This is a genomic window from Janthinobacterium silvisoli (genome assembly GCF_014200725.1).
GTDB lineage: Bacteria > Pseudomonadota > Gammaproteobacteria > Burkholderiales > Burkholderiaceae_D > Janthinobacterium.
In genome coordinates, this window is the sequence record NZ_JACHCL010000001.1 from 1,706,071 (window position 1) to 1,727,429 (window position 21,359).

Genomic DNA, 21,359 nt, shown 5'->3' on the forward strand with positions numbered 1-21,359 from the left:
GGCTCATTCACTCCTCTTTACGTATGCCGCATTCCAAAGCAATCGTTCCTGCCCGGAAAATCCGCGTTGATGGAAAGTTGACAGCTTATTACTTTCCGTGACTGTCTATCTAGTCAGGGAATGCTCGGGCAAGGCGCTCCGCCAGCTCTGTGGCTTGTTTGCTGTCCGTCACGTTCGTAAAGCCCAACAGCAAGCCATGCTCTGGATCTGCGGACAGATACCATCTGGATAGCGCCTGCACTGCCAGCCCAGCGCGTTTTGCATTGTTGGAAATAAGGTTATCGTCCATGCCTTTCTCCAGACGCGCCAACAGATGCATGCCTCCGGCCTGATGATCAATGCTTAGCCGACCGGCAAATTTTGCGAGAAGCGCATCAACCAATAATTGCCGCCGATGCGCATACAGGCTGCGCATCTTTTTAAGATGCCGTCCAAAGTGCCCCTCTTCAATAAACCTGGCAGTTGTCAGTTGCAATAGCGAAGGGCAATGACTATGCATTTTGTCTGCTATTTCAGTGAAACGCTGCACAAGTTTTTCAGGCACCACTACATACGCAAGCCTCAAACTGGGCATCAGTACTTTGCTAAACGTTCCACAATACAAGACGCGGTCTTGTCCATCCAGGCTTTTCAACGCAGGTAATGGCCTGCCGTGATATCGGTATTCGCTATCGTAGTCGTCTTCAATAATCCAGCTTTCCTGACGACAGGCCCACTCCAGAAGTTCCTGGCGACGGGGCATAGCCAGGGCGACGCACAGTGGACTTTGATGCGTAGGGGTCACCACCGAGAAGCGAGCATCGGGAGCCAGCCGAACTCCTGCTTCGACGATCATTCCATCGGCATCTACCGGCACCGGCACCAACGTTGCCCCAGCTTCCCGAAGAAAGTTATGAGCAGCAAAATATCCCGGATCTTCCACCCAACAACGATCGCCTGGTTTCAACAAGCTGCGGCAAATCAAATCAAGTCCGGCACGGTAGCCGGCAACAATGAAAACCTGTCCTGGCGTGCAAGATATACCTCGGGAAATGCCTAGATATCCCGCAACAGCAGTACGTAAAGAGTCATGCCCCCTTGCATCTGGATAAATTAAACCGTCCAGCAAGGAGTGTCGCAACTCGTATGAAGCGATACGGTTCCATAGCTTGCGAGGGAAGGCTTCCAGCGCTGGTAACCCCATTTGAAACGGCCATGGAGACTCACCCGAATGAACGAGAGAAACTGCCGACGACGGAAGGGGCGTTATTTTCGGTGCGACAGGAGCCGACTTGATGAGCGGCGAGACGATGGTTCCAGCCGCCCCGCGCCCAATCAAATAGCCCTCATTCATCAATAACTGATAGGCCGCTTCGATAGTGCCACGGGCCAGATTGAGCTCCGAGGACAGCGCTCGTACGGAAGGCACACGATCACCTGCTTTCAAGTGACCATCGGCAATCGCTGTACGGAAGCGCATGTAGATCTGCCGATAAAGTGGAGGAAGTTGTTCTTTATCAAGCAGCATATTTTTCACAAACACGTCCTAGTCATTTGTCTATTTTTTGGCTCTACTGGATAAGCCATTGCAATAGTACACTGTCCTGTGTCGCTTCCTGGAGAGGGATGCATGAAACGGAAAAGTTCAAAAAATCGCATACACCTAGCGTTCAACAACACCGTTTAATCGTCACAAACCCAAGCTGCACCAGCAGCAGGAATACAGCTATGCCGCTCCTCAAAACCTGAGAATATCCTCATGAGAAACATGAACAAAAAATCCGCAGATACGACACTAGCAATATGGATTCCGGCGGCAGCCGCCGCAATCTATCCCTGGATACTCGAAGCATTTCACTGGTCCGTGACACCGGCTACCTCTGACCATTCTGGCACTCAACTATCCACTATCGCTATCCTGACGGCGTCGCTGCTGCTGATGGCGGCATTTGCCGTACCGCTGATGAATCTGATGATCGCCAGCCGTCCCCAACACACTGCGGCGCTGACAGCGGCAAACGTCCGTGCGCGAAGATTTGCCTTGCTGGCAGTGACGGCGCCTACGCTCTACGTATTTTTTGGCGTACTGACTTATATAGCTGGCAGCAAAGTGCCTGACCAATGGATATGGAGCCCTGCCTGGTTGGTGTTTGGATATGTGGCGTCTCGAAGCACTGATGCAGTCATGCCGCAACATACGCGAACGTCTGCGCACCTGCGCGTGGTCCACGGCATCTGCGGCGCGCTTGCAGCGTTATACGTTGTGTTTCATATTGCCAACCACCTGTTCGGCCTCATCAGCCCTGAAGCACACGCAGCCGTCATGGATATCGGCAGAACCGTGTATCGTGCAAAACTGATCGAACCCTTATTGGTCGCGGTCATGCTCTTCCAGATAGCGAGCGGCTTGCGCCTGGTCTGGACATGGAGCGTAGCGTCAAGCGACCGTTACCAGATGTTCCAGATCGCATCCGGGGTATTCCTGTCGATATTTATCCTTGGGCACATGAATTCCGTCTTCATCTACGCCCGGACCTGGTTGAACATTCCCACCGACTGGGCTTTCGCTACCGGGCTGCCAAGCGGACTGATACACGATAGCTGGAACATTCGTCTCTTGCCGCACTACGCACTTGGCGTCTTTTTCGTACTGGCACACTTGTGCTCAGGACTGCGCGTGGTCATGCTGGCACATGGCGTCAAAGTGCCGCTTGCGAATCGATGCTGGTGGACTGGAGTTTTGCTGAGCATATTGATTTCGGTGGCAATCATATGCGGCATGACTGGACTGAGATTGGCTTAAAAAAATCCTCAGTGACTGACTGCCCCCCGGAAATCGTAGCACTGTTGGCAAGGGTCGAAACCGGCCCTTGCGGGACATGATCACAGGCTCAGTTCGTGCGCAGGGCTGGCTTGCGCGCACCTGCTGCCGAAGAGCGGGCATCGAGGCTGAAGGCGCCGGCGCCAAAGTAAGTGATCTGCAACAAACCGCCGGCCATCATCACATTTTTCAGGAAATGGATCATCTGGTTTTGGTCGGCAAAGTTATGGTGAAACACCAGCGCCGTCGCCAGGCTGAACAGCGCCATGATCAGCGAGGCAAAACGGGTACGGTAGCCCGTCAACAGCAGCAAGCCACCGCCCACTTCCACCACTACGGCGGCGATATAGGCCAAAGATGCCGCAGGCAGGCCGGCGGAGGCGATATACGCCACCGTGCCATCATGCGCGGCCAGCTTGCCCAGGCCACTCATCAGGAATGGCGCGCCTATCAGTATGCGGCCCAGCAAAGGCAAGTATTTTTGGTTTTCCATCATCAGCTCCTTAAGTGTCAAAAAATGTCAAAATAAAAAATTCGGTGGATAAAGTCAGCTTCAACCGGTTTCCACCATGACCAGTTCCGTATCTTCCAGCGCAAGAATGTCTATCGCCGCCAGTTGCGTGATGACCGCCCCATCGAGTGGCCCCATCGCGTCCCCTTCGACTTCGATGCGCCCGGACGCCACCACCAGATAAGCCTGCTGCGCTGCCTGCAAAGGCTGCCGCACTCTTTCGCCAGCCTTCAAGGTGGCGCACAGCAAACGGGCATCGGTCCGGATAGCCATGGCGTCCTTGTCTTGTGCATAGCCACTGGCAAGCACGGCAAAGCGGCCCGAGCGGTCACTGCTGGGAAAGGTCCGGCTGCTCCAGCGCGGTTCACCGCCTGGTTCACGCGGCAGCAGCCAGATCTGATATAGCCTCAGCGGCACGTCACCCTGGTTGAACTCGGTGTGGCGGATGCCCGTGCCGGCGCTCATCACCTGCACATCGCCGGCATGCAAGGTGCCTTCCGAACCCAGGTTGTCGCGGTGGCCGAGCGTTCCCTGGCGTACATAGGTGACGATTTCCACGTCGCGGTGGCCATGCAGTGGAAAACCGCCGCCCGGCGCGATCTCGTCATCATTCCAGACGATCAAAGGTCCCAGCGGCAGATGGCCCTGCGGCGCATCGGGGCGCACCTGGAAGTGGTAGCGGGCACGCAGCCAGGACAGATCGGCTTTGTCCAGTGCGTCCCAAGGTCGGTGAGAAATCATGATGTGTTCCTGCGAGATAAAAGCTTACGATGGAGTACATCTTAGAATCGCAACGATTGCTTGCATATCTCCTAGATAGCAAAGCATCGTTGCTGCATATAGAATGATGTAAGCCTATTGAAAGGAAGCAGAAACGGATGGACCACATTTCAGACCTCAACGATCTGCGCCTTTTTGCGGAAGTCGTGACGCACGGCAGCTTTACGGCGGCGGCGCGGACACTCGGCTTGCAAACATCGAAATTGAGCCGACGCGTGCGGGCGCTGGAAGAGGAGCTGGGCGTGCGGCTGCTGAATCGCACCAGCCGCAGCCTGTCCTTGACGGAAACGGGGCGGCAGTTTCATCTGCACTGCCTGGCGCTGGTGGCGGAATCGAAGGCCGCCAGGGAAATCGTCGATCAAACCCGCACCACGCCGCAGGGCACGGTGCGCATCAGTTGCCCGGTGGCCTTGCTGAACTCAGGCGTGGCCGACATCCTTTCCCGCTACGCGCTGGACTACCCCGAGGTGCAAGTGCTGGTCGAGGCCAGCAACCGCCTGGTCGATGTGGTCGAAGAAGGGCTGGACATTGCCCTGCGCGTCAGGATACCGCCGCTGGACGATAGCGACCTGGCAGTGCGCAACCTGGGACTGTCGACCTTTATCCTGGTAGCCAGCCCGGACTTGATTGCACGCCATGGCGCCGTAACATCGCTGGCGTCCTTGCAGGGTTGGCCGACCATCAGCCTGGCCAGCCAGCACGAGCGCTATATGTGGAAACTATTCGATGGCAACGGTCAAGCGCACTCGCTCGAACATCGTCCGCGATTGGCGACCGATGATTTATCGAGCCTGCGGACGGCCGCAGTGCTGGGCGTGGGCGTGGCCATGCTGCCCAGGGAATTGGTCGATGATGCGCTGCGTAGCGGCCAGCTGCAGCAATTGCTGCCCGAACTGGCATCAAAGGCAGGACTGGTGCACGCCGTGTTTCCCACCCGGCGCGGGATGGTGCCGGCCGTGCGCCAGTTGCTCGATGCACTCGCGGACGGCTACGCCCAACTCAGTACCGCTCGCTGAGCAGAGGAAATCACTGTTTGATCGCATTGATGAGTGCTCGCAGGCCCGCCGAAACGTGGCGATGCCCGGGGTAGTAGAGGCAGACGCCGGGAAATGTGGGGCACCAGTCCTCAAGGACGCGTTCGAGGGCGCCCGTCTTAAGCGCATCGCTCACCAAAAAGTCAGGCACGAACGCGATCCCGATGCCATCGATAGCGGCATCCACCATCAAAATCTGATCGGTCAGGGTGAGCGGCCCTTTGACGTCGATCGTTTCGACGATGCCATGGCGCTCAAACTCCCAGCGATAAATCAAGCCGCTGTCAAAGCGAAAGCAGACGCAATCGTGCCGATGCAGATCCTGGGGAACCTGCGGCCGGCCGCGCGTGGCAAGGTAACCAGGGGACGCGACCGCGGCGAAGCTGGCGGTGTCCGTCAGGTGCACCGCGATCATGTCTTGCGGCACCGCGTCCGCCAGGCGTATGCCGGCGTCGAAGCCGTCGGCAACGATGTCGCCCAGCCTGCCGTCGGTAACGATATCAAGATGTATCAGCGGATGAGCGCGCAGGAAACGCGCCAGTATCGGCCGCAATATCATGCGTATCGCCACATCGCTGGCGTTAATCCTGACAGTGCCACGCGGTGTCTCCCGTGCGTCCTCGACTTCGTGCATCGCGTCCGCGACAGAGCTAATCGCCTGACGCAATTTGGCCGCCAGACGTTCACCTGCATCCGTCAATGCGATGCTGCGGGTGGTCCGGTTGAATAGGCGTACGCCCAGGCGTTCTTCCAGGTTTTTGATCGAATGGCTGATCGCCGAAGGTGTTACCTCAAACTCGATGGCCGTTGCGCGGAAGCTGCGGCTCTTTGCCGCTGACAGGAATACCGTCATGGCGAAGAGATCGTGCCCCTTCAATTGGTGAAATTCATTCATCGGTTTATAAAATTTAAAGAGATAGTATCAACAATGATCATCTCATAGAATGAAGACCAGGTCAGGGAGAACCACCCCGGCTTAAGACGGTCCCCGCAGCCACAACGCCGAAGCCTGCGCTCTTTTTAAATGCCCTGTTTTTTACATATCCACCATAAGGAGTACCCATGTCACAGAAAATCCTGATCACCGGCGCCAGTTCCGGCTTCGGTCGCGGCGCGGCTATCGAACTTGCGCGTCTCGGGCACAAGGTGGTGGCCACGGCCGAAACCTGGCCGCAGGTGCGCAGCCTGCGCGCCGATGCCGCCGAGGCGGGTGTCACCCTTGAGGTCATCAAGCTGAACCTGCTCGACGCTATCGACATTGCCCACGCCGGCTCCTTCGACCCCGACGTGCTGGTGCTCAACGCCGGCGTCATGGAGGGTGGCTCCATGGTCGACATTCCCATGCAGCGGGTACGGGAGTCGTTCGACATCAACGTGTTCGGGCACCTGCAGCTGGTGCAGGCCATCGCACCGAAGATGGTGGCCCGCAAGTCGGGCAAGATAGTGTGGACCTCGTCGATGGGCGGCATTTTGGTGGTTCCTTTCCTCGGCGCCTACTGCGCAAGCAAGCACGCGATCGAGGCTATCGCTGGCTCGATGAAGGCCGAGCTGGCACCTTACGGCGTCAAGGTCGCCACCGTCAATCCCGGCATCTTCGGCACCGGCTTCAACGACACCGGCGCCGAAAGTTATGTGCAGTGGTACAAAGCCGACTCCGCTATTGTGCCGATGCCCGACTTCAGCGGCAGTCTGGCCGGCCAAGCCGACCCGCAGGAAATGATCGACGCCATGGTGGAGATCATCCCCGCCGACCAGCATCTGTACCGCACCATGCGTCCGCTGGCGACGATCGATGCCGCCAAACAGTGGCAGCAGACAGAGTGGACCCAGGATGCATGATCTGACGCTCAACTACGCGCAGCGGATCGTCAGTCAGGGCCGCGCTGCCGCGAAAACAGCCGGCCTGAACGCGGTCTTTGCGATCCTCGATCGCGGTGCGCATCTGGTCACGTTCGCGCGCATGGACGGTGATGGCTGGCGTCGAATGAACTGGCCATCGCCAAGGCGCGCACCTCGGTCATGTTTCAGGCGCCGAGCGAGGCATTGAATGCACCGCTGCAAATGGGCCAGCCGGTCCCGCATTTCGATCACGTCCATGCTGGCGGGTTGTTGCTGATGGGCGGCGGCCTGCCGCTGTTTGACGGTGAGGGCGTGCTGATTGGTGCGCTAGGCGTGTCTGGCGGGACGCCGGAACAGGACGCAGCACTGGCGCGTGCGGCTGCCGCCTGATGCGGCTTCAAGCCGCACGCCGCTCGCGGGCCAGCACGATGATGACCACCGTTACCGCGATGATGCCCAGCAGCGGCGCCAGTATGCCGCTGTATGGCACATGCGCGGAGAAGGCGGACAAGTCCCACAAGCCGTGCAGCAGCATTGCCGGCACCAGCGAGCCTGTCGTGCGGCGGGCAAGGTAAAACACCGAGCCCATGCCGAAGGCGATAAATACTTGCACCACCGCCAGGGCGCCGATACCAAAAAAGATATTGGGCAAGTGGAATACCGCGAACAGCGCCGTGGACAACAGCCATACCATGGTCTCACCGTAGCGGCTGCGCAGCGCAACGACCAGCGTGCCCCGGTTGACCATTTCTTCGTTGAAGCCAACCACCAGGCAGCCACCGATCAGGTAGAGCCACATCAGTGGCGTGACCGTGCTGTAGTTACCAAAGATCATGTTGCCGATCGCCACCGCGGCCGTCAGCACGGGAACAAACATGGCCCAGCGCGGCAACTTGCGCTGCTCCACCAGCGCCGGAGACCACCAGCCGCATACCGACACCAGTACCACCGTCACGACAAAACCGGCAGCTGTCGGCGGAATCAGCCAGGCCAGCAGTGTCTCGGCGCTCTCGCTGATATGTCCATAGTCGATGTCGACCAGAATAAAAACCGCATAAAACACAGCCATATAAACGAGGTAGATCAGCACGCCCGGCCATACGGCGAGCGGGACGCGCAGCGAGGGAGCGATGTCAGTTTTGTCAGTCATATCCAAGTTTTTATGCCTTTAGGAAAAATTGTCACGAGGATCGGGCAGGGCCGAGAATCTCAGCGCGCACACAAATAATACCATTAAGGTCCAATTTAAACCATTATGGTAGAAATTAAAAACTAAGGACGAACTGACTGAACTCTCGCGAGAAGCGATTGTTCGTATAGTCGGAATGGGATGACGGCGCCGAGGCGGGCGCAGCAGCGCGGCATATCGTGGAGATGAAAACTATCCCGCTGGCAGGGCGCCAGCGGGGAAATAACAATTTTATTCGGCAGCCGGATCCAGGTAAAACACGGCATACACTTTCAATGGCGTCGTTTCGGTGGCTTTTTCCGAACGCACGACAGCGCAGTCGTCGGCGGCCAGGCTGCGCCAGTTTTGCACGCCGGCCCTGGCAAACAGGGTATGCGCTGGGGCGTTGGCCGCCAGGTCCAGCACCAGGCAAGCGTTGCGCGGGCCGGCGCCATAGTTGACGGAGCGAATTTCAATGCCGAAAGTGCTCATCCACGGTTCCCACAAGCCTTTTTCCTTGCCGGCCACGATGCGGTCGAGCATGTCGCCAAAGTTCAAGCCTTTCTTGACGGTGCTGCGCAAGGCGGCCAAGGATGGCGCCAGGCGGGGATCGGGCTGCTTGTTGCCGGCGCGGATTTCGGCGATCGCCTTCAATTCCTTGATGATGGCCGCGTCGCGTTCCGTGTAGTCGCGCATGCGCGCGTAAAAATCGGCGTCGAGGAAGGGATTGACGGTCAGCTTGGCGACACCCTCTTCGCGGCGTTTGGTATTGGGCGTGTTGGTTTTAGTCATGGCGATAGAGGGCAAAATACGTTGAGGGGCGCAGTGTACCACCTTGCGATGCTGCCATCGCCGCAAAAACAGGCTCAGGCACGTGGCGGCGCCGTCGATTCGCGCACCACCAGTTCGGGTTTCAGGCGCACGTCCAGTACGGAAGACTCGGGCGATTCGATGGTTTGCAGGATCAAGCGGGCCGCTTCCGTGCCGATGCCATGGTGGCGGATGCGGATGGTGCTGAGCGGCGGGCGTATCAAGTCCATATACGGCATGTCGTTGTGGCCCACCACGGAAATATCTTCGGGGCAGCTCAGGCCCAGCTCGCGGATGGCGTCGTAGCAGCCAATCGCCACCAGGTCGCTGCCGGCCACCACGGCCGTCGTTTGCGGCGACTGGCGCAGCAATTCCAGCAAGGCCGCCTTGCCGCATTCGCGCGAATAACCACTGCTTTCAAACACGAAGGCCTGCGATGGATCGAGTTCGCTGGCCTGGATGGCTGCCAGGAAACCGAGCCGGCGCACGTGGCCCGTGGACAGGTTTTCAGGGCCGGCGATATGGGCGATGTGGCGGTGGCCCAGCGCCAGCAAGTGTTCCACGGCCAGGCGCATGCCCACCAGGTCATCGCTGACGACACAGGACGCGACGCCCGTTTCGTCGCTGCGGTTGACGGTGACCACCGGCACGTTCTGGTCGATGCACATCTTGATGACGGGGTCATGGCGGCGCGCGGTGGCCAGGATCAGGCCATCGACTTGCTGGCCCAGCAGGCGGTTAATCACAAACAACTGCTCTTCTTCATCGGCGCCCACGTTGGCGACGATGGCCAGGTAGCCATGCTTGCGCAAGCCTTCTTCGATGCCCAGCAAAATCGGTGGAAACACGGCGTTGGTGATGTCGGGCAAGACTACGCCGATGATGCGCGACTTGCGCGTGACCAGGGTCGAAGCGGCCCGGTTCGGGCGGTAACCGAGCCGGTTGGCTTCGGCCAGCACGCGCTTGGCCACTTCCACGCTGACTTTTTGCCGCGTTTCCGGATTCATCACGCGCGAGACGGTGGAAAAATGCACGCCACTGGCCCGCGCTACATCGCTTAAGGTGGGGTTCTTGTTTGTCATGGGCTTCCCGGATCGCAATACGCTGATTTTATCGCAAAATAGCGGCTTTCCGTAAAAAACCGAGCAAACGCTTGCATTGACCCAAACCCCCAAACGCAGAGCGCTTTTCATAAGATTGACATAAATAGGTGCTTGACAGCGTGCAAGCGCTTGCATAACATGGACCAGACTTACCACTCGGGCCGCGCAGGCCCATCCCAGAATTCTTATGTCTACCTCGCACAGCAAGCACGCCGACCACGAAACGTTCAACCTGAAAGAAGCCGCCCTGGCCTATCACGCTGAACCGCGCGCCGGCAAGATTTCCGTCACCCCCACCAAACCGCTGGGCGACGCCCGCGCCCTGACCCTGGCCTATTCGCCAGGCGTAGCCTTTGCCTGCGAAGCGATCGTCGAAGATCCACGCAGCGCCGGCACCTATACTTCGCGCAGCAACCTGGTGGCCGTGATCACCAATGGCACCGCCGTGCTGGGCCTGGGCGATATCGGCCCGCTGGCCAGCAAACCGGTGATGGAAGGCAAGGCTTGCCTGTTCAAGCAATTCGCCGACGTCGATGTGTTCGACATCGAACTGGCTGAAAACGATCCCGACCTGTTCATCGATACCGTGGTGCGCATGGAGCCGACCTTCGGCGGCATCAACCTGGAAGACATCAAGGCGCCAGACTGCTTCTACATCGAGCAGCAATTGCGCAAGCGCATGAACATTCCTGTCTTCCACGACGACCAGCATGGCACGGCCATCATCGTCGCGGCCGGCATCCTGAACGGCCTGGAACTGGTAGGCAAGGATATCGATAAAGTCAAAGTAGCCGTCTCCGGCGCCGGTGCAGCGTCGATCGCCTGCCTGGACCTGCTGGTCTCGCTGGGCTTGAACAAATCCTTGCTGAAAGTATGCGACAGCCAGGGCGTGATCTACCCGGGCCGCGATGCCAACATGGAAGAAAACAAGGCCCGCTACGCGAATGACACCAGCGACCGCGACCTGGCAGACGCCATGGTTGGCGCCGATATCTTCATCGGCGTCTCCAAGGGCGGCGTGGTCAGCGCGCAGATGGTTGAATCGATGGCGGAACGCCCTTTGATCTTCGCGCTGGCCAATCCGCATCCGGAAATTGCGCCGGAGAAAGTCCACGCCGTGCGCAGCGACGCCATCGTCGCCACGGGCCGCTCGGACTATCCGAACCAGATCAACAATGTGCTGTGCTTCCCTTACATCTTCCGTGGCGCGCTCGACGTGGGCGCCACCACCATCAATGAAGAAATGAAGCTGGCCTGCGTGCGCGCCATCGCTGCGCTGGCCAAGGAACCATTGCCAGGCCATACCATCAGCGCGCTCACGCCTACGCAATTGATTCCATCGCCATTCGACGAGCGCCTGCGCAGCTGGGTTGCCCCGGCCGTATCGCAAGCAGCGATCGACACCGGCGTGGCGACACGCGCGCCAGCAACGGCGGCCTGATCCCGAAAAAACCGGCCAACACCATCCAGTATCGAGCCTGAATGGACGCGGTTACCAATCCTTACAAAAAAACCCACGGTGAAAACCGTGGGTTTTTCTTTGTTCCCCCTTGGTGAAAGCGATTTAATTTACTTAATGGCAATATCCATGGGCCTTTTTTGCCTGATCCTATCGATTACAATGGCGCCTGCTTTTATGTAGCTACAGCAACCATTATGGTATTGCGGGCTTCTCCCAAGGATAATCAATGCTCGGCTTGACATCTATTTCAGTTTTTCTCTTTTCGGCATTGGCGCTGGCAGTCAGCAGCGGCTATTCCCTGGGTGCCGTGATACTGCTGGTATTGAGCGTCGGCTTGCTGTGGAAGCGCCCTCGCCTGCTTCTGGATCGCAACGATTACCGCATCATCGGTGTGCTGCTGGTGTATTTCGTCGTGTACACGGCCAATATGCTCTTCCATCAGGATCCCACGCGCGAACTCGATATGCCCTCGCGCACCTTGCTGGCCGTGCCCGCACTGCTGCTGATGCTGGCGTATCCACCGCGTGCCGGGGCCTGGTGGGGCGGTGTCGCCATCGGTGCGATCGGCGGTACATTGCTGGCAAGCTGGCAGTTCGTTTCGCTGGATATGTGGCGTCCGGTAGCGGGAACCAGTAACGCCATCCATTATGGCAATGTCAGCATGCTGCTGGGCTTGCTGTCCATGTGCGGTATTGAATGGGCGCGCCAGCAGCGCCATGCCATCGCATGGACAACGCTGCTCGTACTGGGTTTCCTTGCCGGTGTAGGCGGTTCCATTCTTAGCGGCAGCCGTGGCGGCTGGCTGGCCCTGCCCATTTGCGTGATCATATTTGCCTTGCTCCGCGCAAAGCGGCTGGGCTACCGCTCAGCCATCCTTTCCATCAGCCTGCTGCTCGTGCTGACGACCGGCGCCTTCATCCTGCCGCACTCGCCGGTACGCGAGCGCACGGAGACGGCGATTAAAGAATTCCAGATTAGCAATAAGAATCCACACATCGTCGACACTTCGGTAGGAGAGCGCTTGCAAATGTGGAGCTCGGCACTGAAGCTTTCGACCATCCAGCCCATCTTCGGCCTGGGCCGTACCGGCTATCTTGCTGAAAAGGTTGAACTGACGTCAGAAGGCAAACTAACCAGCAGCATTACCGATTACACCAACGCCCATAACGACTATATCGACGCACTGGTCAAGCGCGGCATTATCGGCTTGCTGTGCCTGTTGGCGCTGTTGCTGGTCCCCCTGGCCACATTTGCCCGCGCCCTGCGCCACCCGTCGCCCGGGGTACAACCTTATGCGCTCGGCGGCATCGTGCTATGCACCTGTTATCTGATTTTCGGCTTGACGACCACGTCGCTCACCTTGAATATCGGTATCATCATGCTGGCATTCCCGATGGTGATATTGTGGGCGATGCTACGCCAGCAACAACGCAAGAGCTGATTCTGCTCTGATGTTGCTCCTGACCATTTTTTGCCATCCCTGCCAGGAACCGTACCGATGCTGACGCCCGATCTGAAGCGGCTCACTGCGCTGCATGCGCCCTATAAAAAACATCTGGCGCTTGCCTTTATCGCGATGATCGTTACGGCGGGCACCGAACCGCTGCTGCCCTATGCACTCAAACTGCTGCTCGATAATGGTTTCGGCGGCAAGGTCAATTTCTCGTTCTGGCTGGTGCCGCTGATCGTGATCGGTATCTTTGCCATCCGTGGCGCGTCGACGTTTGCCAGCAGCTACCTGATGAGCTATGTGTCCACGCGCATCCTCAACGAATTACGGCGCATGATGTTTGCCACCATGCTGAGCCTGCCTATCGACTTTTACAGCACCAATACGGTAGGAAAAGTCATCAACTCCATCATGTTCGAAGTGCAGCAGATTATTGAGATGGTCACCAAGGTATTCACGTCGATCGTGCGCTCTTCGCTCACAGTTGTAGGTTTGCTTGCCTGGCTGCTGTACCTGAACTGGGTATTGACCCTGGTTACGCTGGTATTACTGCCGCTGTTGACTTTTGTGGTGCGCACCACGGGCAAGCGTCTGAAACAACTGAACCGCGATTCGCTGGCCGTCAATGCGGCACTCACGCAAGTGATCGAAGAAACCACGCGAGCCCAGCAAGTCATCAAGATTTTCGGCGGCCAGGACTATGAAAAATCGCGCTTTGAAGAGAGCGCGGAACAGTTGCGCCGCTACAGCATGCGCATGACCACCACATTTTCCGCCACCGTGCCCATCACCCAGGTCATTACGGCCGCTGCCGTGGCGCTGGTGATCGTGATGGCCCTGTTCCAGTCGGAACATGGGCAAATCACGGTAGGCGGTTTTGTTTCCTTCATTACCGCCATGCTGATGCTGTTGACGCCTTTGAAACAGCTGGCCGAAGTCAATGGCCCCTTGCAGCGCGGCATGGCCGCTGCCGAAGAAGTCTTCTTGCTGATCGACAAGATACCCGAGCGCACAGGCGGCAAGCAGCTGGCGCAGCGCAGCCGCGGGCAGATCGATTTTGTCAATGTCCACTTTTGCTACCCTGGCCACCAGGAAGTAGCATTGCAAAATATTAACTTGAGCATTGCACCAGGCCAGACGGTAGCCTTTGTCGGCATGTCAGGCGGCGGCAAGTCGACCCTGGTGAGCCTGCTACCAGGCTTTTATTCGGCCACCAGTGGCCAAATCCTGCTCGATGGCCAGAATCTCGATGATATAGCGCTGACCAGCCTGCGCAGCCAGATCGCCATGGTCAGCCAGCAAGTGGTGCTGTTCGACGACACCCTGGCAGCCAATATCGCGTATGGCGACGCCGCACCGGACCGCCAGCGTATTGTCGCGGCGGCCGCGGCGGCCTTCCTGTCGGACCTCATCGACAGTTTGCCACAGGGCCTGGACACGCGCCTGGGCGACAACGGCTCGCGCCTGTCGGGCGGCCAGCGCCAGCGCGTGGCCATCGCGCGCGCGATTTACAAGGATGCGCCCATCCTGATCCTCGACGAAGCCACCTCGGCGCTCGATACGGAAGCGGAACGGGCGGTGCAAGCGGCACTGGAACACCTGATGCAAGGCAGAACGACATTAGTTATTGCGCATCGACTATCAACGATTGAACGTGCAGACCGTATCGTGGTATTGTCACACGGGAAAATAATGGAAACCGGCAGTCACCAGCAATTGTTGGATACCGACGGCACGTATGCCAACCTGCACCGCCTGCAATTTTCCCAACAAGTGGCTTGACACCGACGACTGCATACCAGAACCTGTACTGATACATGACGCCTTTGATTCCCTCCGAACTTCTTCAGAAGTCGGAAAAAATTCTATTCATCGCCCATCTGGCGCTGGGAGATTTCACCTATCTGCAAAATGGCTTCCGCGCCTTTGCTGCTGCTTATCCACATATTCAGATTCACCTGTGGGTAGACGAAGTGCGCCGCACCTCCGATGCGACCCAATGGGAAGGGCTGCGCACCTATTCGCTGTATGACTGGGTCGAGGAATCAGGCCTGTTCGCCAAGATATATCGCAAGACCTACAGCCCGGCGCTATATGCAGAGTCGCTGCGCGAAGCACAGGCGGAACATTATCCCGTCGTCGTTTCGCTGGCGCACGTACGACCGCAGCAGTATGCCGACCTGGCGCGCGCCATCACTCCGGAAGGCCTGGTGATTGGTACGCGCAAACCAATTAGCCCTTTACGGCCCTGGCATTATTTTTCCTACCGCAAGATCGACGCCGTACTGACACCCTACGCGGGCGAAGATGCGGGCGAACACCATATCAGCGGCGTCTATGCGGACTGGTTCCATCAATTGACCGGACTCGACATTCCCGTCGCCGAACGCTACCCTTTTGTACACATTCCCGAGGCCGCCTTGCAACAGGCGCAGGCGCAACTGGCGAGTTGGGGCTTTGACTCACGCAAGGGCCCTTTGGTACTGCTCAACCCGTTTGCCAAGTCGCACAAGCGTGGCTGGCCCCTGGAGCGCATTGCCGAGCTGATTGCACGCATGCAAAAACAGCCGAAATGGGCCGACGCCTGCTTCCTGATCAATGCCATGCCGCAAGAACTAGCCAAGGTCAATGCCATGGTGCAATCCCGTGGCCTGCAGCGCACGCAAGCCTTCAGTGCTGTCGACAATTTTTTCCAGCTGCCAGCCATGCTGGCGCAATGCGATCTGATTATTTCGGTGGAAACGTCCATCATGCATTTGGCCAACGCCGTGCATGTGCCCGTAGTTGCGCTGATGCGCAAGAAGAATCCGGAATGGGCGCCCTTCGACAGCGCCAACAGCACCGTCCTCACGGCAGCGCAGCGCAGCGACTGGGTCAAGGCGATTTCAGTCGATCAGGTATTGCAGGTCATCGGCTGAGCATAATCCTGGAATGGGGGGCAGGTCCCCTCAGGCGTCCAGCATGCTGATACGCACCAGATCGGCCACGTTGTCGACCCCCAGCTTGTCCATCAAACGCGCCTTGTGTACTTCCACGGTACGTACGGAAATGCCCAGCAAGGGCGCGATGTCGCGGTTATGCTGGCCCGTGACGACCAGTTGCATCACTTCCCGTTCACGCGGCGTCAAGCCATCGAGCAAGGCCAGGCTATGCGCCTGGCGCTGCAGGCGGCCGCGCGTTTCCGCCTCGCGCGAAAACGCTTCATCGATGGCGGCCATCAGTTTGTCGTGATCGAATGGTTTCTCCAGAAAGTCACTGGCCTGGGCCTTGAAGGCCTGGCGCGCCAGAGTCACGTCGCCATGGCCGGTAATAATGATCACCGGAAGCAAACATTCAAGTTCCGTCAAACGGCGCTGCAAGACCAGCCCATCCATGCCTGACATGCGGATGTCGATCAGCAGGCAACCAGCCCATTCGCGGCGCCAGCCCTGCAGGAAATCCTCGCCGCTGGCGAACATGGCAGTGCGGTAGCCGCGCACGCCCAGCAGCAAACCCAGGGCATCGCGTACGGCTGGGTCGTCATCGACGATAAACACCGTTAAATTACTTTTCACCATATTCCCCCTGGGAGTCCGTCGTTCCCGCCAGTGGCAGGATGAATCTGAAAATGCCGTGATTGCCGACCTCCGCCCATAACTTGCCGCCATGCGCCTCGACAATCGCCCGGCTGAGCACGAGACCTAAGCCCAGGCCACTGGCTTTGGATGAGACGAACGGCTCGAACAGGCGCGCTGCCAGCGTACTGGAAATGCCGGCGCCGCTGTCTTCGATGGACAGCCGCAAGCGCCCGCCGCCCAGGCGCTCGACCGACAGCTCGATACGGCGCAAGCCACGCGGTACGGCCAGCACGGCATCCTGGGCATTGGCCAGCAGATTGCGCAATACCAGCTCCATCTGCAGACGGTCCGCATTGACGGCCAGCGCCGGCATCTGCCCCACCACCAGATCAATGCCATGCTCATGGAATTGCGGCGTAAATTGGCGGCTGATGCCGGCGATCAGGGCGCTGGCCTCGATAATTTCCAGCTGCATGGCGCCGGTACGGAAGAAATCACGCAGGCGCCGCACCACTTCGGCCGCCCGGCCCGACTCAACGATCATGTGACCGATGGCACTTTTCAGGATATCGCCGCTTTCGCCCCGCTCCAGCAAGTATTCACAGGCCTTGCCGTAGGTGGACAGGGCTGTCAGCGGCTGGTTCAATTCATGCGCCAGCGCGGCCGCCATTTCACCAGCCGCCGCCAGCCGCATGGTGTGCTTGAGCTCATCGGCCACCTTGCGCAGCTCATCGACCACGATACCGATAAAAAAGCCCACCAGCGCCAGCACGGCATCGAGCAATTGCAATTCATAAAACTGCAAATTGACCGCGTGCGACCATTTCACCATGGTGATAATGCCAAGTTGCAACACAAACACCATCAGCGCCGTGCCATACAGCCCCTGGCGCGAGGCCGCCCAGATCAGCGGCAGGAAGAGAAAGTAAAAATGCTTGTAATCGGAGCGCACGATGGAACCGAACACGCTCCACAGCACAAACATGGCCAGCGCCAGGTAGCCCAGCGTTTCCCAACGCCAGACAGTCTCTTTCAGGCGCGCACGGCCACGCTCGCTGACCAGCATCCAGATCAGCGGCATCGACACCACCAGCCCCACCATATCGCCAATACCAAAGCGCAAGGCAGCCGCCCCCCATTCGCCGGGCGGTATCTTGCCCGTCAGCGATAGCAAGGAAATATAGCCGAGTGCATTGAGCATGGTGCCGGCCAGCACAATCACGGCCCAGATCGCCAGACGGCGGCGGTTGTCGAAGATATCGCCACTGCTGAAGCGGCGGCGCAAGGCTTCGCCGATGGTGCCATAACCCACGATCAGCCAGGCCGACGACAACAGGGTTAATGGCCAGCCGGCAGGCAAGCCGCGCACCAGGCATTCGCCGGCCAGCAGGGCGATAAACCATGGCAAGGCCGCCTTGCGGCCATAAATCAGCCAAAACACCAGACCCAGCGCCGGGTCAGGATTCCAGGGGGTGATATTGAGGCCGTACAGCGGATCGATATACGTCGCCCAGTCGAATAAAAGATACAATCCGACGAAGGCGGGATACGGCAGGTAACGGGGCAGGGATGGGCGCATGGGATTGTTTTCTGACTGTCCAGCATTATGCATCTCATCCGTGCGACACGCCATGCCGTATTGCGTTATAAGCACCCCCGATTCCATTCATACAACAACTACGGCGCCGCCGCTAGACGGAAGGCGCCAGCGGCAGGCGTACCTCGACCAGCAAGCCCTGGCCACCGCTGGCGCGGTGCAGCTGTATCGTGCCGCCGTGCTGCTGCACCACCGAGGCGACAATCGCCAGGCCCAGGCCGCTACCTGGCTGCAATTGCTGCGGCGCGCGGAAAAAGCGGTCAAACACACGTGCATACAGGGCTGGCGGTATGCCCGGTCCCTGGTCGGCCACGTGCAATACCGCCTGCCCCCGCTCCGCATGCAGCGATACCGTGACACTGCTGCCGCGCGGACTGTATTTAATCGCGTTTTCCACCAGATTATCGATCAGCGAAACCAGGCTCTCGCGCTGTCCCGGCACGCTCAGCGATACACTCGCCTGCAATTCAAGTTCGATTCCGCCCGCTTGCGCCAGGCCGGACAAGGCAGCCAATCGATCCTGCAACAAGCTATCGAGCACCTGCGGCAAGGGCTGGCGGCCCGCCTCGGCCTGCACTTCGCTGCGCGTCAGTTGCAGCAACTGTCCTACCAGGCGCGCCGCACGGTTGCCGCTATTTAAGATGCCGTCCAGCAACTCCTGCTGATGCGGTGCATGCGCCTGGCTTTGCAAGGCTTCCACATTGACCCGCATGGCTGCCAGCGGCGTACGCAATTCATGGGTGGCGTCGGCAATGAAGCTGCGCTCGCGCGCAGCGCTGGCGTCCACCCGCTGCAGCAAGGCATTGATATTATCAACCAGCGCCGCCAGTTCGCCATGCGGCGGCTTGAACGTCAGCGGGCGCAAGTCCTGCGGCCCCCGTGCAGCCACTTCCTGCGCCACCTTGCGCCACGGCCGCATCGCCAGGCGGATCGATAGCCAGGCCGGTAGCAACAGAAAAGGCAGGCTGATCAGCAACGGTAGCAAGTAATACCCCCGTGAATTGATGGTGACGAAAAACTGCCATGGTCCGCCCAGCTCCAGTACCGTCACGCGCGTGGCGCCCTCTGCAAGGCTGCGGCTACGCCAGGGCTGGCCCTTGACGTACACTATTTCCATTTTTTCGGGACCGGCGCTGCGGATACCACTGGGCGTATCGGGAGACTTATAGACCAGCGTGCCATCGCGCCAGACCAGGATGCGCGGCGCCAGTTCCTGGACCTTCCCCATTTCAAACTCTTCGCGCAAAGCCTCGTCGATCGCGCGCAAGCTTTGCTGCTGGCGCTGCGGCTGGTCGGCCAGGTTGTCGGCCACACTGATAATGGCATGCAACACGCCACGCGTCACATTGCTGCCTTCGCCTGTCCCTTCGAACAACACATACGCTACCGCCAGGCTCCACAGCACGGTCAGCATCAGCATCTGCGCCAGCATCAGGCGGCGCACCAGGGTCGGACGCCACAGCATGTTCCAGCAGCGGCGCATCATGCTGACGTACCGGACACAGAGGAAGGATCGCCCTGCTGGTCGATGACATAGCCGACACCGCGCACGGTGCGGATATAACCTTCGCCTATCTTGCGGCGTAAATTGCCCATATGCACATCGAGCGTATTGCTGGCGTTGGCCAGGCCGCCCGGCAAGATATTCTCTTCCAGCACGCGCCGCGTAATGACGCGGTTAGCCCGCATCAGCAAGGTTTTCAGCAAGGCATATTCGCTGGCCGTCAGCTCCACCGCCCGTCCATGCACGCTGACCCTGCGCGTCGGCACTTGCAGCAGCAAACCGCGCAATTCGATGGTATCGCCATCGAAACCATAGCTGCGGCGCGCCAGCGCACGCACCCGCGACAGCAGTTCGGCCAGCACAAAGGGTTTCACCAGATAATCGTCGGCGCCGCCATCGAGCCCCCGCAGCCGCTGCTCGAGCGTATCGCGGGCACTGAGGATCAGCACCGGCAGGCGCTGCGCCCGCAAGCGGGCCAGCAAATCAAGCCCATCGCCGTCGGGCAAGCCCAGATCGAGCAGCACCAGTTCGCAACTGTCGTGGTCAAGGCTGCGCGCCGCGTCTTCCAGGCTGCGCACCCAGACCACTTGCATGCCCTGGTCGCGCAAGGCGATCCGCACGCCGTTGCCCAGGTCCATATCATCTTCAATCAGCAGTATTTTCATGCCTGATATTAAACCACCGCAAGCTGAAGAATGGTTAAAGGCCACGGCCACACACGCCAGGATTACTCATCCGCCTGAATCTTCATGCAATCTTCATCAATGACTCATCTTTCCTTCATGGCAAGCACCGATACTGGCTTCCGTCAATCGAGCCACTCCGGACTCGGTTCTCCACCTGATGGAACCTATCATGCAAGCAACTACTTCGCTGTCCCCTACGCTGGCAATGGCTGGCCTGCTTTTGCTTCCCCTGTCTGCCCTGGCGGCCGACCCTGCACCCGGCAACGTGCTGACCGTCGGCGGTGGAGCGGCCGTTGTCTCCAGCTATTCCGGCTCGGACAAGCTCAGCACCATGCCTTTGGTCGCCATCGATTACGCGATGGCAAATGGCTTTTTTGCCAGCACCATGCGCGGTATCGGCTATGGCGGCCAGGCTGGCCCGCTCAGCTATAGCCTGGCGCTCGGCTACCGTGGCGAGCGCACCGACCATAAGCGCAACGGTATCAATGGCTACGGCGGCAGCGATTACCTGAAGGGCATGGGCGACGTCAAAGGCAATGCCAGCGCGCTGCTGGGCATGGCGTATTCGCCGATTCCTGGCGTACAACTGAGCGTATCGAGCGATATTCCCCTGAATAACCGCGACAACGGCGCCCGCCTGCAATTCGGCGCAGGCGGCCAGATCTACAGCAAAAACGATAGCCAGGGCGTGCCGCAAGACACCGTCAGCCTGGGCGTGCAAACGGGCTGGGGCGAGAAAAAATACATGCAAACCATGTATGGCGTCAGCGCGAGCCAGGCAAGCAATACGGCATTCAAACAATACACGCCCAAAGGCGGCTTTTATGAAGCCCAGGCCACCGTCAGCTGGGAACACCGCTTCGACGCGAAATGGGGCCTCACTGCCATGGCGGGCGTCACGAGCCTGATCGGCGACGCCCGCAAGAGCCCCATCGTGCAGCGCAAAACCGCACCGGTGGGCGCCATTTACGCTACTTACCGCTATTAAAACGCGGACCCCATAAGGGAAACACGTACGGCATTTCGCCAATTTACAGGGGGGGCCGCGGTAGCTAAGA

At 59.0% G+C, this 21,359-nt stretch carries 18 protein-coding genes and 2 pseudogenes; 9 read left to right on the top strand and 11 right to left on the bottom strand.

Going from position 1 to position 21,359, the window contains the following annotated elements; all coding sequences use genetic code 11:
• Positions 1-109 precede the first annotated feature (109 nt).
• Positions 110-1,507 (bottom strand): MocR-like pyridoxine biosynthesis transcription factor PdxR, encoded by a 1,398-nt coding sequence (pdxR, locus tag HDE75_RS07695; protein WP_183676590.1) that lies wholly within the window; start codon positions 1,505-1,507, stop codon positions 110-112.
• 240 nt (positions 1,508-1,747) lie between these two features.
• Here pdxR and HDE75_RS07700 point away from each other — a divergent pair, with 240 nt between their 5' ends.
• The gene (locus tag HDE75_RS07700) at positions 1,748-2,782 is read left to right on the top strand and encodes a hypothetical protein (protein ID WP_183675418.1); all 1,035 of its coding nucleotides are present in this window, start codon (positions 1,748-1,750) and stop codon (positions 2,780-2,782) included.
• A gap of 88 nt (positions 2,783-2,870) precedes the next feature.
• On the opposite strand, the gene HDE75_RS07705 is transcribed toward HDE75_RS07700, so the two are convergent.
• Entirely contained in the window at positions 2,871-3,293 is a 423-nt protein-coding gene (locus tag HDE75_RS07705) for a DoxX family protein (protein WP_183675417.1), read from the bottom strand.
• 60 nt (positions 3,294-3,353) lie between these two features.
• Positions 3,354-4,052, bottom strand: a complete 699-nt coding sequence (locus tag HDE75_RS07710) for a pirin family protein (RefSeq protein WP_183675416.1) — start codon at positions 4,050-4,052, stop codon at positions 3,354-3,356.
• A gap of 137 nt (positions 4,053-4,189) precedes the next feature.
• On the opposite strand from HDE75_RS07710, the gene HDE75_RS07715 reads away from it, so the two are divergent.
• Positions 4,190-5,107, top strand: coding sequence for a LysR substrate-binding domain-containing protein (locus HDE75_RS07715; protein WP_183675415.1), 918 nt, complete (start codon positions 4,190-4,192; stop codon positions 5,105-5,107).
• 10 nt (positions 5,108-5,117) lie between these two features.
• Here the strand turns inward: HDE75_RS07715 and HDE75_RS07720 are convergent, their stop codons facing one another.
• Positions 5,118-6,020, bottom strand: coding sequence for a LysR family transcriptional regulator (locus tag HDE75_RS07720; protein WP_183675414.1), 903 nt, complete (start codon positions 6,018-6,020; stop codon positions 5,118-5,120).
• A 167-nt stretch (positions 6,021-6,187) separates the two neighbouring features.
• On the opposite strand from HDE75_RS07720, the gene HDE75_RS07725 reads away from it, so the two are divergent.
• Together HDE75_RS07725 and HDE75_RS07730 are read left to right on the top strand one after the other, a co-directional pair.
• On the top strand, positions 6,188-6,964 hold the full coding sequence (locus HDE75_RS07725; protein WP_183675413.1) for an SDR family oxidoreductase: 777 nt from the start codon (positions 6,188-6,190) through the stop codon (positions 6,962-6,964).
• Positions 6,957-7,354 (top strand): annotated as a pseudogene (locus HDE75_RS07730) (GlcG/HbpS family heme-binding protein). The gene HDE75_RS07725 and the pseudogene HDE75_RS07730 overlap by 8 nt, the downstream one beginning before the upstream one ends.
• A gap of 7 nt (positions 7,355-7,361) precedes the next feature.
• Here the strand turns inward: HDE75_RS07730 and HDE75_RS07735 are convergent.
• From HDE75_RS07735 to HDE75_RS07745, 3 genes are all read right to left on the bottom strand, one after another.
• Complete coding sequence (locus HDE75_RS07735; RefSeq protein WP_183675411.1) at positions 7,362-8,114, bottom strand: CPBP family intramembrane glutamic endopeptidase; 753 nt, start codon at positions 8,112-8,114, stop codon at positions 7,362-7,364.
• A gap of 270 nt (positions 8,115-8,384) precedes the next feature.
• Positions 8,385-8,924 carry a hypothetical protein gene (locus HDE75_RS07740; RefSeq protein WP_260173798.1) on the bottom strand — a complete coding sequence of 180 codons (540 nt, stop codon included), beginning with the start codon at positions 8,922-8,924 and terminating at the stop codon, positions 8,385-8,387.
• A 74-nt stretch (positions 8,925-8,998) separates the two neighbouring features.
• Positions 8,999-10,024 carry a LacI family DNA-binding transcriptional regulator gene (locus HDE75_RS07745; RefSeq protein WP_183675407.1) on the bottom strand — a complete coding sequence of 342 codons (1,026 nt, stop codon included), beginning with the start codon at positions 10,022-10,024 and terminating at the stop codon, positions 8,999-9,001.
• A gap of 208 nt (positions 10,025-10,232) precedes the next feature.
• Here HDE75_RS07745 and HDE75_RS07750 point away from each other — a divergent pair.
• The 4 genes and pseudogenes from HDE75_RS07750 to HDE75_RS07765 all read left to right on the top strand — a co-directional run.
• Positions 10,233-11,465: pseudogene (locus HDE75_RS07750) on the top strand (malic enzyme-like NAD(P)-binding protein); the annotation flags it as partial.
• 268 nt (positions 11,466-11,733) lie between these two features.
• A complete protein-coding gene (locus tag HDE75_RS07755; protein WP_183675403.1) occupies positions 11,734-12,948 on the top strand; it encodes an O-antigen ligase family protein in 1,215 nt (404 codons plus the stop codon).
• Between the two features lie 57 nt (positions 12,949-13,005).
• Positions 13,006-14,739: a lipid A export permease/ATP-binding protein MsbA gene (gene msbA, locus HDE75_RS07760; protein ID WP_183675401.1), complete on the top strand. Its 1,734-nt coding sequence runs from the start codon at positions 13,006-13,008 to the stop codon at positions 14,737-14,739.
• Positions 14,740-14,774: 35 nt separating this feature from the next.
• Complete coding sequence (locus tag HDE75_RS07765; RefSeq protein ID WP_183675399.1) at positions 14,775-15,875, top strand: glycosyltransferase family 9 protein; 1,101 nt, start codon at positions 14,775-14,777, stop codon at positions 15,873-15,875.
• A 30-nt stretch (positions 15,876-15,905) separates the two neighbouring features.
• Here HDE75_RS07765 and HDE75_RS07770 read toward each other — a convergent pair whose 3' ends face one another.
• The 4 genes from HDE75_RS07770 to HDE75_RS07785 form a co-directional block, all read right to left on the bottom strand.
• Positions 15,906-16,511 carry a response regulator transcription factor gene (locus HDE75_RS07770; RefSeq protein WP_311735079.1) on the bottom strand — a complete coding sequence of 202 codons (606 nt, stop codon included), beginning with the start codon at positions 16,509-16,511 and terminating at the stop codon, positions 15,906-15,908.
• Entirely contained in the window at positions 16,501-18,093 is a 1,593-nt protein-coding gene (locus HDE75_RS07775) for an ATP-binding protein (RefSeq protein ID WP_260173799.1), read from the bottom strand. Before HDE75_RS07775 ends, HDE75_RS07770 begins: the two co-directional genes overlap by 11 nt.
• Positions 18,094-18,205: 112 nt before the next feature.
• Positions 18,206-19,597: a sensor histidine kinase gene (locus HDE75_RS07780; RefSeq protein WP_183675393.1), complete on the bottom strand. Its 1,392-nt coding sequence runs from the start codon at positions 19,595-19,597 to the stop codon at positions 18,206-18,208.
• Positions 19,594-20,280, bottom strand: a complete 687-nt coding sequence (locus HDE75_RS07785) for a response regulator (RefSeq protein WP_183675391.1) — start codon at positions 20,278-20,280, stop codon at positions 19,594-19,596. Before HDE75_RS07785 ends, HDE75_RS07780 begins: the two co-directional genes overlap by 4 nt.
• A gap of 190 nt (positions 20,281-20,470) precedes the next feature.
• Between HDE75_RS07785 and HDE75_RS07790 the strand changes: the two genes are divergently transcribed.
• The gene (locus HDE75_RS07790; protein WP_183675389.1) at positions 20,471-21,289 is read left to right on the top strand and encodes a MipA/OmpV family protein; all 819 of its coding nucleotides are present in this window, start codon (positions 20,471-20,473) and stop codon (positions 21,287-21,289) included.
• Positions 21,290-21,359: the final 70 nt, after the last annotated feature.